This is a genomic window from Novosphingobium sp. FW305-C-111 (assembly GCF_058783565.1).
Window position 1 is genome coordinate 1 of record NZ_JBYSYP010000004.1, and the last position, 13,943, is coordinate 13,943.

Below are 13,943 nucleotides of genomic sequence, written 5' to 3' on the forward strand. Positions count from 1 at the left end.
ACCATCGAAATGAGGGGTCCCTTTTAGACGCCGATCACCCCGCTAACGGGGTCCTTTTTGCACGCCGATCCACAGTCCCAGTCGCCAAGCGCATCGCGAACGAACAGGAAAAGCGCGTCGCGTTGGGTCTGGAGATGGTTGGGCCGGCCATTCGCCGGCTGGTCATCCACGGTCACGGTGAAGCGTCCGTCGGAGTCCACCACCAGGTCCTCGTTGTCGATGCTCGCCAGCGTGATCGAGGTGCCGGGGTTGGCGACGATCGTCCAGGTCACGTCCGCCGGACCCTGCCCCAGCCGTTGACCATCGATCCGGTAGGTGCCGCCATGTTCGACGGGGATGAGGCGATAGCCATTGTCCGGATTGTCCCCGCCGATTCGCGCGGAGGGCATCGAAATGCCAGACCACTCGTGCGCGATCATCCAGTTCTGGAATACACGCGGATGCTCGGGATCGCTGTTACAGGCCTTCTGGACGTAGTTGAGAGCATATTCCTGTATGAAATCGTCGAGCAGCTCTTTCGCCTGGTCGCTGGCCGTCTCCGACACGGTCGCCCAGAGAAACCGCGCCTGGCGGATCGCTGCCTTCACGTCGTCTCTCTCCAGTAACCGCAGGGCGGTGCGCTGGAGGTCAAGCTGGTCGGCAGTGGCGATAGGGTTGCGAGACGACAGGAAGTAGTCGTCGGTCTCGATCCATTCGGGAATGCCGGACATCTGCGTTACTCCTCCAGCCGGTCACCTGAGATGCGGTCCAACACAGGTTTGAGCAGCCATTCGCGTGATGGTGAGCCTGCGAAGACGACGATCGCAGGGCTGATCCGGCAACCCGCCTTGCGCGGACTTACAGACCGGGCATCTGGTGGCGATGTGCTGTGCGCCCCGGGCGAACCTCGCGCTGCGCTGCCTGCCGATCTCCCGCTCAGACGCGCACGAACCGCTTGCCGTTATCGTACATGATCGCCCGTGCATCCGTGTCGGGAAGCTCGGTCAGTGCCTCGGTGTAGAAGTCACGCGGCTCGGGCACGCCTTCCGCGTGCGGATAGTCGGACCCCATCAGGATACATTCCGAGGTGCCGATCTTGTCGACGATGCCCTTCACGTCGTCTTCCGGATATGCGACGGCGAAGCAGTGGCGCTTGAAGATCCTGCTCGGGCGTTCTGCAAGTTGCCCGCACGGCCAGTAGCCGTTCTTCGCCATTCCGCGCATCTTGTCCATCTTCTCCAGGAAGCCCGGCACCCAGTTGGCGCCGTTCTCCACGCTGGCGATGCGAATGTTGGGGAATCGCGCGAAGAAGTTGTGGTAGATGATGTTGGCCAGGGTGATCTGCACCGGCAACTCGGAGTAGCAGAACATCCATTGCCACGCCGTTTGCCCGGTGCGGCGCGACTGAAGCGGCGTTTCACCGAATTCGCGGATCAACGGGTGCATGAAGTTGGCCTCGGAGACGTGGAAGGTCACCGCCACGTGCGCATCGTCAAGGATCTTCCACACCGGATCAAAGTACGGATCCGCCGGCGACTTGCCCCCCGCCGGCCCCATCGGCATGCACACCACGCGCACGCCCTTCTCGACCAGCCACTTTGCCTCGGCGATCGAGCTTTCAAGATCCCACAGGCTGAGAAGGCCGGTGGTGAAGATGCGGTTCTCGTAGGCGAAGCCCCACTCGGCGTTCACGTATTCGTTATAGGCATGCAGGACCGCGTTCCCGGTTGCGTCCTGCGGATAGTAGCCGAAAGTCGAGACGAACTCGCCGACGAACAGGATGCATCCCTCGACACCGAATTCGTCGAGTTTCTTCAGGCGCGCGGCCGGAGCCATCATGTCCTCGGTCGGCTGCGACCAGCCCTCGACATTGGACTTGCCCTCCTTCATGGCCCGCAGCCACTCCTTGAGACGACCGGGCGGCGGCACCAGTCCTTCCGCGTTCGCCTCTGCGTTCTCGACCATGCGATCGCCGATATGCAGCCCAAAGCGCCCATCTGGTCCGACCTTGCGCGCCGGCAGCCATTGGGCATGCAGCTCAGCCGGCAGGTACTTGCGCATGAAGTCGTAATTGCGCTCGTGGATGTGGCTGTCGCAATCGAAGATCGGACCGCCATAGACCTTGGTGGGCTGAACGTCGGGAGCGGTCGCCATGATTGCCTCCTGTGGTGCTACGTTACCCGAGCTGATACGCCTGCCCGGATCTGCGTGGGAGAAATTGCGGCGCGAGACACTGAGAGATCGCAGGTGCGATCGTATGCGCGAGTGCTACCAACGCCGACGCAGCTGTCCGCCGATCAGCCGATCCCGCATGATGGCCGAACGCTCTTCCGATGTAATCCGCGCGCTGCGCCCGCCGAGATAGCTTTCCACATCCGCCAGCTTCATCCGCTTGATTTCCGGCGTGGGCAGACTGCTGCAGCGATACCACCGCCCGATCATCATCCCGTAGCCGCGCCCGCAGGTGTCGAGCCAGTTGGCATAGCCCGGATCCTCGTGCGCCAGCACCGCGCGGAAGCGGCCGTCGCTGTCGATCCGCGCGGTATGGCCATTGAGGCTGGTCTGGCGGTAGAGCACCTCCATCTGGTTCCACAGCCCGTCGATCACTTGGACGTTCCAGTAGGGCCGGGCTTCAGGCAGCTCGGTCTCGAGCACGAGCGCCTCGTCCGGGCCGATGTCGAAGACCGCCTCGTAGTAGGCTTGGGGCCAGTCCTGGCCGTTACCGAGATCCTGGAAGGTTGTCAGTCCGCAGGCGTTGACCAACCCTTTGTCGTGCGCTGCCTTCACGGCGCCGATGCCGATCTGCGAGAGGCGCCGGACATAGGTCCCGAACAACTGTCGCAGTTGCCGATCAACGTCCTCGGGGCTGGCAGGCTCCTTGGCCGGTTGCGGGTCTAAGCGCTCGATCGCTAGGCGCAGGTCGGCCTCGCGGCCCCAGTCGTAGGAGAACTGCCTCACCATGATAAAGTCCGCCTCGGGATCGAGCCGCAGCCAGTCGCCGCTCCAGTCCGCAGGCCGTTCGGCGCTGAACAGCACCTCGAATGAGCCGTCGGGTGCGACCGTCAGGTCATCGAGGTCGTAGTTTCCGAAGCCTTTGCCGAAGGTTTCGGCCATGCCGATTATGCGGTTGCCAACCGCAAAGCCGACGACCGGGGCAGTGCCGCGCTCCCCCGTCACGCGGTAGGTGCCTGCGCCGTCCACCGCCGTATAGTAATAGACTGCGTCGGGATTGGGCTGCAGCAGGAAAGTCGAGTTTTCGAAGGGGACCCATTCGGGGTACCGAGGATCGGTCTGTAAAATCAGCATGTAGCCCTGGGACAGGTTCATCGCGAACTGCCGGTACTGGTTCGCGCGCAGCGCCTCGTCGACCGGCGCGGTACCGCTGCCAAAGATGTCCCCCGCCGGCTTGAGCAGATCGACGTAGTCGCTCCAGTTTTCCACGTTAGCTCCTTCAGCTCTGGACGGTTGCCGCTGCCATGATTTCCGCGGCGGTGGGATTGCGCCTGAGGGTCAATCCGCCGGTGACGTGGAAGGTCTGCCCGGTCATGAAGCACTCGTCGCCAGCCATGAACACTGCGGCATTCGCCACGTCCTCGACCGTGGTGATCCGGCCCAGGGGATATTCGCGGGCGAAGGCCCCGATCATCGCCGGCGTGAAATTGCCGCCGAGCATCTGAGTTTCGGTGAGCCCGGGTGACAGGATGTTGGCGCGGATACCGTCCTTGCCAAACTCGTTGGCGACCGCGCGCGTCATGTGGTTGAGCCCGGCCTTGGCGCCCATGTACGCCACGTGGTTCTCGAACATGATGTCCGCGACGGCCGAGGACACGTTGACGATCGCCCCGCCGCCGGCCGCCCGCCGCGCACCGACGGCGGCCTGCATGAACCAGATGCCGCCCTTGAAGATGATCGCCAGCATCTCGTCGATCTCGGACTCGGTCATCGCCTCGAACGGGCCGTACTGGCCCGTCGCGACGGCGTTGACGGCGATGTCCACCTGACCGAACGCCTGCTGCGCCGCTTCGAAGAGCGCGAAGACCGCGGCCCGGTTCGAAACGTCGGCGGGCAAGGCCGTCGCCCCGGTCTCCGCAGCGAAACCCGCTAGCCCGTCGGTCGACCGTCCCGAGACGACGACCTTCGCACCCTCTTCCAGGTACAGACGGGCGATCGCTTGGCCCATGTTGCCGTGGCGCGTGGCGCCCATGACGATCTCGACCTTGCCGTCCAGCCTGCCCACCGAGGCGCTCCTTCAAACCGTGGCGATGCTTCTCATGCCACGGCGCGGCGCGCAGTCCCCGCACGGGGACGATGGCATCAAGCATGCGATCAGCCCTGCGGGCGCTTTCCTCTCCCCGCCCGGCGCGGCAATGTCGCTGCATTCGCCTGCGAAGGGTGAGAGGAGATCCCATGATGGAATATCGCGGCAAATGGCTCTATGAGCCGCAGCACCTGCTCTTCGACGTGACAGACGCCGTTGCCACGATCACCTTCAATCGCCCCGCCAAGCGGAATTCGCTGAATGCGCCCATGCTGCGCGAAATGCGCGAGGCACTGCTCGAGGCGGACGACCGTATGGACGTGAACGCCATCGTGCTGTGCGGTGCGGGCAAAGACTTCTGCGCCGGGTACGACCTCGAACAGGCTTACGAGGGGCGTGGCGAGAAGACCGAGATCGGCAACTACCAGTACCGCCAGGCCGGCCAGCGTTTCGACGATGACTGCTTCTCGATGGAGCGCACGCAGGAGCACGCGCTCGTGATCCCTGCGATCCACAAGCCCGTGATCGCAAAGGTACACGGCAATTGCCTCGCCGGCGGCACGGACATCGCCCTCTCCTGCGACCTCGTGATCGTGGCCGACGATGCCCGGTTCGGCTTTCCTGCTACGCGCGCCAATGGGTCACCTCCGGCGCATATGTGGATTTACCACTGCGGGCCGCAGTGGGCGAAGCGGATGCTCTTCACCGGAGACAAGATGAGTGGCACCGATGCAGTCAAGGTCGGGCTAGCCCTCGAATCCTGGCCGGCGGAGGAGCTGGACGCCGCAGTGGATGCGCTCGCCCGCCGGATTGCGGCGGTCGATCAGGAACTGCTCGCGGCGCACAAGCGGATTGTCAATCTGGCCCTGGAACAGATGGGTGCGAATACGATCCAGCGGCTTGCGGCGGAGATGGACGCGCGCGCGCACCTCGCGAGCGGCCCTCGCCGAACTCGGTTCAAATCGGACATGGCAGAACACGGCCTAAAAGAAGCGCTCAAGAACCGAGACGAGCCATTTGGTGATGGATTTGTGCGGGTCCGGTAACAACACTGGTTGGTCCGGCCAATCGCGCAAAAGAGATGATTTGATATGATCAAGACGAAGATCACTGAGATGTTCGGCATCGAGACGCCGATCCTGATGGGCGGCATGACCGGGGTCGGCTATGGCGAGTTGGTGGCGGCCGTCGCCAATGCCGGCGCGCTGGGCTTCATCACCGCGCACATGTTCCCGTCGGGCGAGGCGCTGCTGGCCGAGATCGAGAAGACGAGGTCGCTGACCGACAAGCCGTTCGGCATCAATCTCACGTTGCTGCCCTCGATCAACCCAATCCCCTACGACGAGTACCGCGAGGCGATCATCGCCAGCGGTGTCAAAATCGTCGAGACCGCCGGCCGCGCACCGACCGATCACTTGCCTCGCTTCAAGGAGACCGGGGTCAAGGTCATTCACAAGTGCACGAGCGTGCGCCACGCGGTCTCGGCGGTACGCAAGGGTGTAGATATCATCAGCATCGATGGTTTCGAATGCGCCGGCCATCCGGGCGAGGACGATGTCGGCCTGGTCGTTCTGCTGCCCGCGACTGTCGATGCCCTGCCCGACGTGCCGATTATCGCCTCGGGCGGCATGGCCGATGGGCGCAGTCTGGTAGCGGCGCTCGCCCTGGGCGCTGATGCGGTCAACATGGGGACGCGGTTCTGTGCGACGCAGGAAGCGCAGATCCACCCGAACGTGAAGCAGAAGATCGTCGAAAACACCGAGCTCGACACCGTGCTGGTGGGCCGAATCCTGCGTAACACCGCGCGCGTTGCCCGCAATGTTATCTCCGAACAGGTCGCGGCGATTCAGCAAGACCCAAACCGCCCCTTCGAGGATGTGAAGGAACTCATGGCGGGCGCCCGTGGTCGCGACAACGTGCTTCGCGACGGCGACCTCGACGGCGGAATCTGGACTAGCGGACAAAGCCAGGCCTTGATCCACGACATCCCGACTTGCGCGGATCTCGTCGCCAACATCATGCAACAAGCCGAAGCCGTGCGTGCCCGACTGGCGAACTGAGCACACCGGGTTGGGGGTAGGCGGCTTCCCGCCGACCTTGGCCCTCAGCGTGCGAAGTCATCAGCCGCGCCCGGATTCAGACTTGATTTGTCTCCGCCCGCAAAGGCAGCCATTGGGAATGGAAGTTGGCGGGGGAGGAGAGCGTATGAAATCGCAGGCGCGTTCCTCGCAATGGTGTTTGCGACCACCCATCCAGCTTCACGACCTCAGGCCTTAAGGCAACCTCAGACAGAGAATTTCGCAGACGTATCCAGTCATTACCGTCGCCAGTCGACCAGCGAGGTCGGAAACCCGCCAAGTGGCACGATCGGAAGCGCGGCGTAACCGTCCGGTGGTCCCCGCCTTGCGGTTGGCGTGAGGTGCAAGCCACAGGTGTAGCACTGTGGCAGGCACTGGTGCGGCACTATGGCTACGCGGATCATCGAGTTTGTGGACGCTGCGCCGGGCGTGTCGCGACGGCGGTTTAGCGATGACGACAAGGCGCGGATCGTATCGGAAGCGATGATGCCGGGCGCGACGGTGGCCGAGGTCGGCCGTCGGCACGGGGTGTGCGGTTCGCTGATCTACCGGTGGCGCAGGACGCTGATCGGAACCGGACGGGCTCTGTCGTCGCCGACCGGTTTCGTGCCGGTTGAAGTTGCGGGTCCGTGTGCGGCTGTACCGGAGGCCTTGGGCTCGGGCGCGGTCGAGGTTGTCCTGGCGAGCGGCCATCGGGTTCGGCTCGCCCCACCGATCGACGCACGCGTGCTCAAGGCCGTGCTTGCCGTGCTGACGTGATCGGCCTGCCAGCCGGAGTCCGGGTCTATCTCGCTGCAGGCTTCACCGATATGCGCAAGGGCTTCGACGGTTTGGCTGCGCTGGTCCAGCACCGGCTGAAGCACGATCCGTTCGGTGGCGCGGTCTATGCGTTCCGCGGCAAACGCGGCGATCTGGTAAAGCTGCTGTGGTGGGACGGACAGGGTCTATGCCTGCTCGCCAAGCGGCTCGAACGCGGCCGCTTCACCTGGCCCGCGACAGCCGAAGGCGTCGCAGTGCTCACCGCCGCACAGCTGTCGATGCTGCTCGAAGGGGTCGAGTGGCGGCACCCGATCCGCACCGCGCAACCGTCGCTGGCGTGGTAGAGAACGGCTGTTTTACGTGCTTTTTGCATGCGACGGTAGCCTGCCTCTGGTATAAGCGGCCATGTCGCACGGCGCCGATCTTCTCCCTGACGATATCGATGTCTTGAAGGCGATGCTGGTCGCCGCGCAGGCCGAACTGGGCCAGCGCGATCTGCTGATCGAGCGGCTCCGGATGCAGCTCGCCAAGCTGCGGCGGATGCAGTTCGGGGCCTCGTCGGAGCGGCTCGCGCACCAGGCCGATCAGCTCGAGCTGGGGCTCGAAGAGATCGAGGCTGATGTCGCTGCTGTGGCCGCTCCGGCGCTGGCAAGGATGCGGGAGGCGAACAAGCCCTTTCGCCAGCCGCTGCCCGATCATCTCCCACGTGAGGAGGTGATCCACGAACCCGCCTGCGCCTGTCCCGATTGCGGCGGTGCGCTGCGCAAGATCGGGTCCGACGTCACCGAGCAACTCGACTATGTTCCGGCGAGCTTCCGCGTCATCCGCCACGTGCGTCCACGCTTCAGCTGCCGGACCTGCGAGCGCATCGTCCAGGCACCCTTGCCGTCGATGCCCATCGAGCGCGGTCGGCCGGGCGCTGGGCTGCTCGCGCATGTCCTGGTCAGCAAGTACGCCGATCATCTCCCGCTGTACCGCCAGTCCGGGATCTACGCACGTCAGGGCATCGATCTTGCCCGCTCGACGCTGGCTGACTGGGTCGGGCGATCGGCCACGCTGCTCGAACCGCTCGAGCGCCATGTCATGGGTGGCGCTACGCTCCATGCCGACGACACCCCGGTTCCGGTTCTCGCCCCGGGCACCGGTCGCACCAGGACCGGCCGGCTGTGGACCTACGTCCGCGACGAGCGCGGTCATGATGGTGCTGCGCCACCAGCGGTGCTGTTCCGTTATGCCCCGACCGCCGCGGTGATCGGCCCGCCGGGCACTTGCGCACGTTCACCGGTGATCTCCACGCCGACGGCTATGCCGGGTTCGACCGGCTCTACGGTTCGAGGATCGCCGAGGTGGCCTGTTGGGCACACGTCAGGCGCAAGTTCTTCGACGTCCACGCCGCCACCGGCTCGGCCACTGCGCACGAGGCGCTTGGTCGCATCGCCGGGCTCTACGCGATCGAAGACGATGTTCGTGGCCGTCCGCCCGATGAGCGACGATGCGAGCGGCAGGCCAGGGCCGGACCGCTGCTGTCGTCATTCCGGACCTGGCTCGATGCTACGCTGCCCAAGCTGTCGCGGCGCTCGGACCTCGCGGTCGCCATCCGCTACGCCATGGGGCGCTGGCCCGCGCTCGTCCGCTACGTCGACGATGGCCGCCTCGAGATCGACAACAACGCCGCCGAGCGCGCGTTGCGTGGCGTCGCCGTAGGCCGGAAGAACTGGCTGTTCGCGGGTTCCGACCAGGGCGGACATCGCGCCGCCGCCATCTTCAGCCTGATCGAGATCGCCAAGCTCAACAAGGTCGATCCCGAAGCTTGGCTGCGCGACACCATCGCTCGCATCGCCGATCACCCAGCTCGACGCATCAGCGAACTGCTACCTTGGAACTACAAGTCAGCCTGAGAACCCACTCACCGGACGCTTACAGCGCGGCCCAGGTAGGCGAAACCTAACAAGTCACCGGGCCCGCGGTGAACGAGTGGGCCTGACCAAGATGGGGAGCGAGTCGAAGGGTTTGCCTGTCTCTCAGTCTCCGGTCAGCTGTGGTTTGCGAGCTTCAGCCGAAGCGGCGATGATTTCGTTGCGATCTGCGGAGGTGGTTAGCAGGGCCTGTCCAGCCATTTCCTCCCGTAGCATAGTGGCCCAGTCCACTTCGAGCGAACGGCGGTAATGTTGCTTCGCAAGGCCAAGCCCGCGCGTCGGCTGCTCGGCTAAGCGCCGCGCGAGATCCGTCGCAGTCTCGGAAAGCCGCTCGCGGTCGACCAAGCGATTAATCAGGCCCCATTCGCTGAGCGTTTCCGCCGTTACAGTGTCCCCAAGCAGAGCAATCTCATTGAGCCGGTGCAGTGGGATGATCCGAGGCAGGTAAAACGAGTCGCCCGCGTGCGGGATCATTCCGCGCCTGACAAAAACATGGGTCCAGCGGCTTCCCCTGGCGGCGACGACCATATCCGCCAGTAATGCCAGCAGCCAGCCAACGCCGGCGACCGTCCCCTGTACTTGGCTCACCACGGGGCGTTCGAGCTCCCACATGGCCTTGAACATCTCAATATGGGGCGTCGACACGAAGCGATAATCAATCGTGGTCCGCGGGGGCTCAGTCGGATTTCTGCTGGCAGCTCCGCCAAGGCAGAAGTCGCGATCGCCGGTGCTCCGGATCAGGATGGATCGCACATCTTGTCGGGTGTTCGCATCCTTGAAGAACTGCGTGAACTCGGCTGCGACCTCGCTGCCGAAGGCATTGCGGGTTGAAGGCATGTCGAGCGTGAGCGCTGCGACGCCGCTCTCGATCTCAATCCTGAGACCTTCCCCATCCCCGCTGACATTCATACTTGGTCTCCGACGAGCTGCTAAGCTGGGTGCACAGTCAACCGGTCTATCTCTACGGTCCCGACGGACAATGTCGGACCTCGCAAACACAGTGATTCATCGCATGGGCAATACGCGCCGGGCAATGGGTGCCCTGTGCCAAACGGCAGCCCACACCTTTCGGCAATCGGCAGATTTGGGCAAAATCGACAAGTGGTATCTGACAAGAAGGTTTGCCTTAGCGACATAACCGCGTGGATGCGCCATACCCCACCGCGTCGGCCCGGCCAAGCCAGACACGCTTTCCTCGTGCATATTCGCAATACCAGGATTTCACGCCGCTCGGCAGAACCCTTAGCACCAGCCCCTTGAGCCGGGTGTCCCGATAGTCCTCAGGCTTGCCCGTGGCCTCGAGCTTTTTTACGAAGTCTCGTGTAAGTGCGACGCGCATGCTCGGAGCCTTCTGAGATAGGATTCTGGTGGTGCGCTGGTGGTGCAAAACGGCGAAACGAGGAGGAACATAGTAAGAACAAATGCACCATTCTCGCAAGCACTCTCTTCTCTGAGAAGGGAATAGAGACTTATTTTATCTATGGTTTTCAGTCGTATATGTCAAATTCTTGGATCACGACAATGCGGCTGGGGGTGTGGGGGTCGGAGGTTCGAATCCTCTCGTCCCGACCAATCTATCCTTCTCTTGGCACCATCCCGGGTGGCTTCCGGTGCAGAGAAGGCCTCCTCCACCGTGCTCTGGCAGGGCCAGCCTGGTCAGGCTGGCAGGGCCAGCCTGGTCAGCGCGCTTCGAGATTGACACTGCCGGGATCGGTCAACAAAGCAGCCCCGGGCCGAATGCAAGCGGATTGGAGGGAATCCCGTGAAAACCTATACGCTCCGTCTGCAGTGCGATGATCGCCGCGGTCTGGTGGCTGTGGTTGCAAGTTTTCTTGTCGATTTCGGCTGCAATATCGTCGACGCCCAGCAATTCAACGATGCGATGAACAATCGTTTCTTCATGCGCGTGGTATTCACGAGCGATGAGGGGCAGGACATTGACGCGCTGCGTTCCAGCTTTGCGCCGATCGGCCGCGAGAATGCAATGGAATGGTCGATCCGCGACAACAGCGTACCGCGCAAGGTCGCGATCCTGGTTTCGAAGTTCGACCATTGCCTTGCCGACCTGCTCTATCGCTGCCGCATCGGCGAACTGAACATGGAGGTCACCGCGATCATCTCCAACCATCCGCGCGAAGCTATGGCCACCTCGCTGATCGGTGACATCCCGTTCCACCACTTTCCGATCACCAAGGACACGAAGCCGCAGCAGGAAGCGCAGATCAAGCAGGTGATTACGGAAACCGGCACCGAACTGGTGGTCCTGGCCCGCTACATGCAGATCCTTTCAGACGATCTGGCCGCCTTCCTTTCGGGTCGCTGCATCAACATCCACCACAGCTTTCTGCCCGGTTTCAAGGGGGCCAAGCCCTACCATCAGGCCTTCGACCGCGGCGTGAAGATGATCGGTGCCACCGCACATTACGTCACCGCCGACCTCGACGAAGGCCCGATCATCCACCAGGATGTCGAACCGATCACGCACGCAGACACACCCGAAGTTCTGGTCAGCAAGGGCCGCGACATCGAGCGGCGCGTGCTGGCCTCTGCGGTGGGCGACCATCTCGAGGATCGCGTGCTGATGAATGGCCATCGGACTGTCGTCTTCAAAGGCTGAAGCGGGGGTCCGGCATACGCCCGGATGCCCCACTCATCTCCGACCCTGCCGACTGCTCAGAACCGGACCCGCGCTTCCACGCCTGCGGTGCGCGGCGGGCCGAATACGCGCAGCACGTTGCCGAAGAACAGCGACAGGTCGAAGCTGTAGCCGACCGGGCGTGCGTCGGTAATGTTGCGGACAAACGCCGCGATCTCGATTTCGCCCCTGCCCGTCTCGAAGCCGATCGCTGCCCGGGCGTTGACGAGCGCATAGCCCCCGCCGCGCACTAGCGGCGAGTTGATCGTGTTGTAGTACACAGCGCTGCGGTAATTGCCGTCGGCAATGACGGTCAGGACCGTGTCGCTGCCGAGCCGGAAGCGGCGCGAGGCCGAGGCATTGAGGGTCAGTTCGGGGGCGAGCGTCATCCGTTGGCTGCTGCGCGTTCCCGGCAACGTCTCGACGTTGCGGACCCGCGCGTCGAGCGCCGCCGCGCCGAACGACACCTCTATCCGGCCCGGCAGGATCGTGGACAGCTCGATCTCGCCGCCCAGGATGCGCGCAGGGAAATTGCCGATCACCACGGTCGGCCCCTCGATGACGTAGCCCTGGTAGTTCTGGTAACTGTAGTAGAAGCCAGAGGCGCTGAGCGTCGTCCGGCCAAACCCGAGCCGGGCGCCGGCTTCGAAGGCATGCAAAGTCTCGGGCCGGTATGGCAGGCGGCTGGCGACCTGCAATCCGTCGAGCGGCACGCTGTACCCGCCTCCCTTTACCCCGCGATTGTAGCCGATCCAGTACAGCCGGCCGGGTGCCGGACGAACTTCGAGGCCGATCTTTCCGCTCGCCAGGGTATGCGCCTGCGTCAGCCGGGTCGGTCCAACATCGGCCAGTGAACCCGGCGCGATCCCGACGGCTGCGCAGCCACCGGGAGCGATGGCGGGATCGTCGAGGCACTGCACGGCGATGTCGAAGCGCTGGTTTTCGCGGGTCAGCCTGAGCCCCGCGACCAGCGTGAGGGCCTCGCCGAGCGGGATATCCGACTGGCCGAACGCCGCCCAGGCCCGGGTTCGCAGCCTGTAGCGTGCATCGTATCCCAGCCCGAAACCGTCCACGACGCCCGCGGGTGCGGCGCCGGTAAAGGCGGGAAACTGGAACCCCGCGAGATAATCGCCGTCGATGTTGAGGTAGCTTGCGCCCGCTGTCCAGCGCGCATTCCCGCCTGTTCCCGACGTGCGCAGTTCGACCGACTGGTAGTCCGCGTCCTGGCGGGTTCCGAACAGGCCGATGGCAAAGGGCCCGCCGTCGTCGTCCTCGATGTAGTCCTTCTTCAGCGACCCGGCGGTGCCGAGCAGGTCGAGGCGCCAGCCATTGGCCTGGTATCCGGCCCTGAGCGTGTGGATCACCGATCGCTTGTCGACGAAGCCGACAAGATCGGGGTTTTCGGCGTTGCTGCGCAAGTCGATCGGAGTGCCATAGAAGTCCTGCGCAGCGGGATCGATGACCCCGGCGGGGGCGGCCAGCGTATCGTAGCCGTTGCGGGCGCGGTTCACCTCTGCCCATTCCAGGCTGTAGCCAAGCTCGACGCCCGCGCCCGGCTGCGCAGCGACGCTGACACGCAGGGCCTGTTCGTCGCGGTTGCGCAGATTGCCGGCTGGCGGAAGCGGCGCCAGCGCGGCAAGCCCACCGAACAATGCGGCCGCGGGACGGGGCGTCGCCGTGCGGGGCACCTTGAAGTATCCGTCCGACGTCTCGCGCACGCCCGCGATCCTGACCTGCACCCCCGGCGCGATGCCGCCCCCAGTCGCCAGTTCGACTCGGCGACCGCCGAATTCCTCGATGCGAAGCGCGGCGGCGAAATCGAATGTCTCTGCGGGCTTGCGGGTGACGATGTTGACCAGGCCCCCGGTCGCGTTGCGCCCGAACAACGTGCCCTGCGGCCCGCGCAGCACCTCGACGCGCTCGATATCGAACAGCGGCACGGTCGCGCTGCCGGTGAAGGGACGATAGGCCTCGTCCACATAGATCGCGACGGGCGCTTCCTGATGATCGAGGAAATCGTTCTGGGCGACGCCGCGTACCGCGAACAGGCCGATCGACGAGCTGCCGGAAAACGACGTCGCGACCAGACCGGGCGTTTGCGCCGCGATATCCTCGCTGGTGCGCCACTGGCGCCGGGCGGCGGTTTGCGCATCGACCACGGAGAGACTGATGGCGACGTCGCCAAGCGCCTGCTCGCGGCGCTGCGCGGTGACGATAATCGCCCCGCTGTCGCTCGTTCCCTCCGGGCGAGGGCCCGGCCCGTCCTGCGCGTGAACCTTGCCCGGCAGCGCGAAGAGCGCCGCCGCCATGGCGCAGAT

11 protein-coding genes and 1 pseudogene are annotated in these 13,943 nt (G+C 64.3%); 6 read left to right on the forward strand and 6 right to left on the reverse strand.

Annotated elements, in window-relative coordinates:
• Positions 1-23 precede the first annotated feature (23 nt).
• From AC3WLD_RS05695 to AC3WLD_RS05710, 4 genes are all read right to left on the reverse strand, one after another.
• Positions 24-710, reverse strand: coding sequence for a hypothetical protein (locus AC3WLD_RS05695; RefSeq protein ID WP_492555974.1), 687 nt, complete (start codon positions 708-710; stop codon positions 24-26).
• Positions 711-915: 205 nt separating this feature from the next.
• Complete coding sequence (locus AC3WLD_RS05700) at positions 916-2,133, reverse strand: amidohydrolase family protein (RefSeq protein ID WP_492555975.1); 1,218 nt, start codon at positions 2,131-2,133, stop codon at positions 916-918.
• Between the two features lie 114 nt (positions 2,134-2,247).
• Positions 2,248-3,420: a DUF1214 domain-containing protein gene (locus tag AC3WLD_RS05705; RefSeq protein ID WP_492555976.1), complete on the reverse strand. Its 1,173-nt coding sequence runs from the start codon at positions 3,418-3,420 to the stop codon at positions 2,248-2,250.
• 10 nt (positions 3,421-3,430) lie between these two features.
• Entirely contained in the window at positions 3,431-4,216 is a 786-nt protein-coding gene (locus AC3WLD_RS05710) for an SDR family NAD(P)-dependent oxidoreductase (RefSeq protein WP_492555977.1), read from the reverse strand.
• Positions 4,217-4,386: 170 nt separating this feature from the next.
• Between AC3WLD_RS05710 and AC3WLD_RS05715 the strand changes: the two genes are divergently transcribed.
• The 5 genes and pseudogenes from AC3WLD_RS05715 to tnpC all read left to right on the forward strand — a co-directional run bounded on the left by AC3WLD_RS05715 (position 4,387) and on the right by tnpC (position 8,972).
• Complete coding sequence (locus AC3WLD_RS05715; protein WP_492555978.1) at positions 4,387-5,283, forward strand: crotonase/enoyl-CoA hydratase family protein; 897 nt, start codon at positions 4,387-4,389, stop codon at positions 5,281-5,283.
• Positions 5,284-5,328: 45 nt separating this feature from the next.
• Complete coding sequence (locus AC3WLD_RS05720; RefSeq protein ID WP_492555979.1) at positions 5,329-6,297, forward strand: NAD(P)H-dependent flavin oxidoreductase; 969 nt, start codon at positions 5,329-5,331, stop codon at positions 6,295-6,297.
• Between the two features lie 405 nt (positions 6,298-6,702).
• Positions 6,703-7,074, forward strand: coding sequence for an IS66-like element accessory protein TnpA (gene tnpA / locus AC3WLD_RS05725; protein WP_492555980.1), 372 nt, complete (start codon positions 6,703-6,705; stop codon positions 7,072-7,074).
• Complete coding sequence (gene tnpB, locus AC3WLD_RS05730; protein WP_492555981.1) at positions 7,071-7,418, forward strand: IS66 family insertion sequence element accessory protein TnpB; 348 nt, start codon at positions 7,071-7,073, stop codon at positions 7,416-7,418. Before tnpA ends, tnpB begins: the two co-directional genes overlap by 4 nt.
• A gap of 61 nt (positions 7,419-7,479) precedes the next feature.
• Positions 7,480-8,972, forward strand: a pseudogene (gene tnpC / locus AC3WLD_RS05735) (IS66 family transposase).
• 123 nt (positions 8,973-9,095) lie between these two features.
• On the opposite strand, the gene AC3WLD_RS05740 reads toward tnpC, so the two are convergent.
• The gene (locus AC3WLD_RS05740) at positions 9,096-9,899 is read right to left on the reverse strand and encodes an enoyl-CoA hydratase/isomerase family protein (RefSeq protein ID WP_492555982.1); all 804 of its coding nucleotides are present in this window, start codon (positions 9,897-9,899) and stop codon (positions 9,096-9,098) included.
• A gap of 853 nt (positions 9,900-10,752) precedes the next feature.
• Between AC3WLD_RS05740 and purU the strand changes: the two genes are divergently transcribed.
• Positions 10,753-11,607, forward strand: coding sequence for a formyltetrahydrofolate deformylase (purU, locus tag AC3WLD_RS05745; RefSeq protein ID WP_492555983.1), 855 nt, complete (start codon positions 10,753-10,755; stop codon positions 11,605-11,607).
• Between the two features lie 56 nt (positions 11,608-11,663).
• Here purU and AC3WLD_RS05750 read toward each other — a convergent pair whose 3' ends face one another.
• Positions 11,664-13,934: a TonB-dependent receptor gene (locus AC3WLD_RS05750; RefSeq protein WP_492555984.1), complete on the reverse strand. Its 2,271-nt coding sequence runs from the start codon at positions 13,932-13,934 to the stop codon at positions 11,664-11,666.
• Between the last annotated feature and the right edge of the window lie 9 nt (positions 13,935-13,943).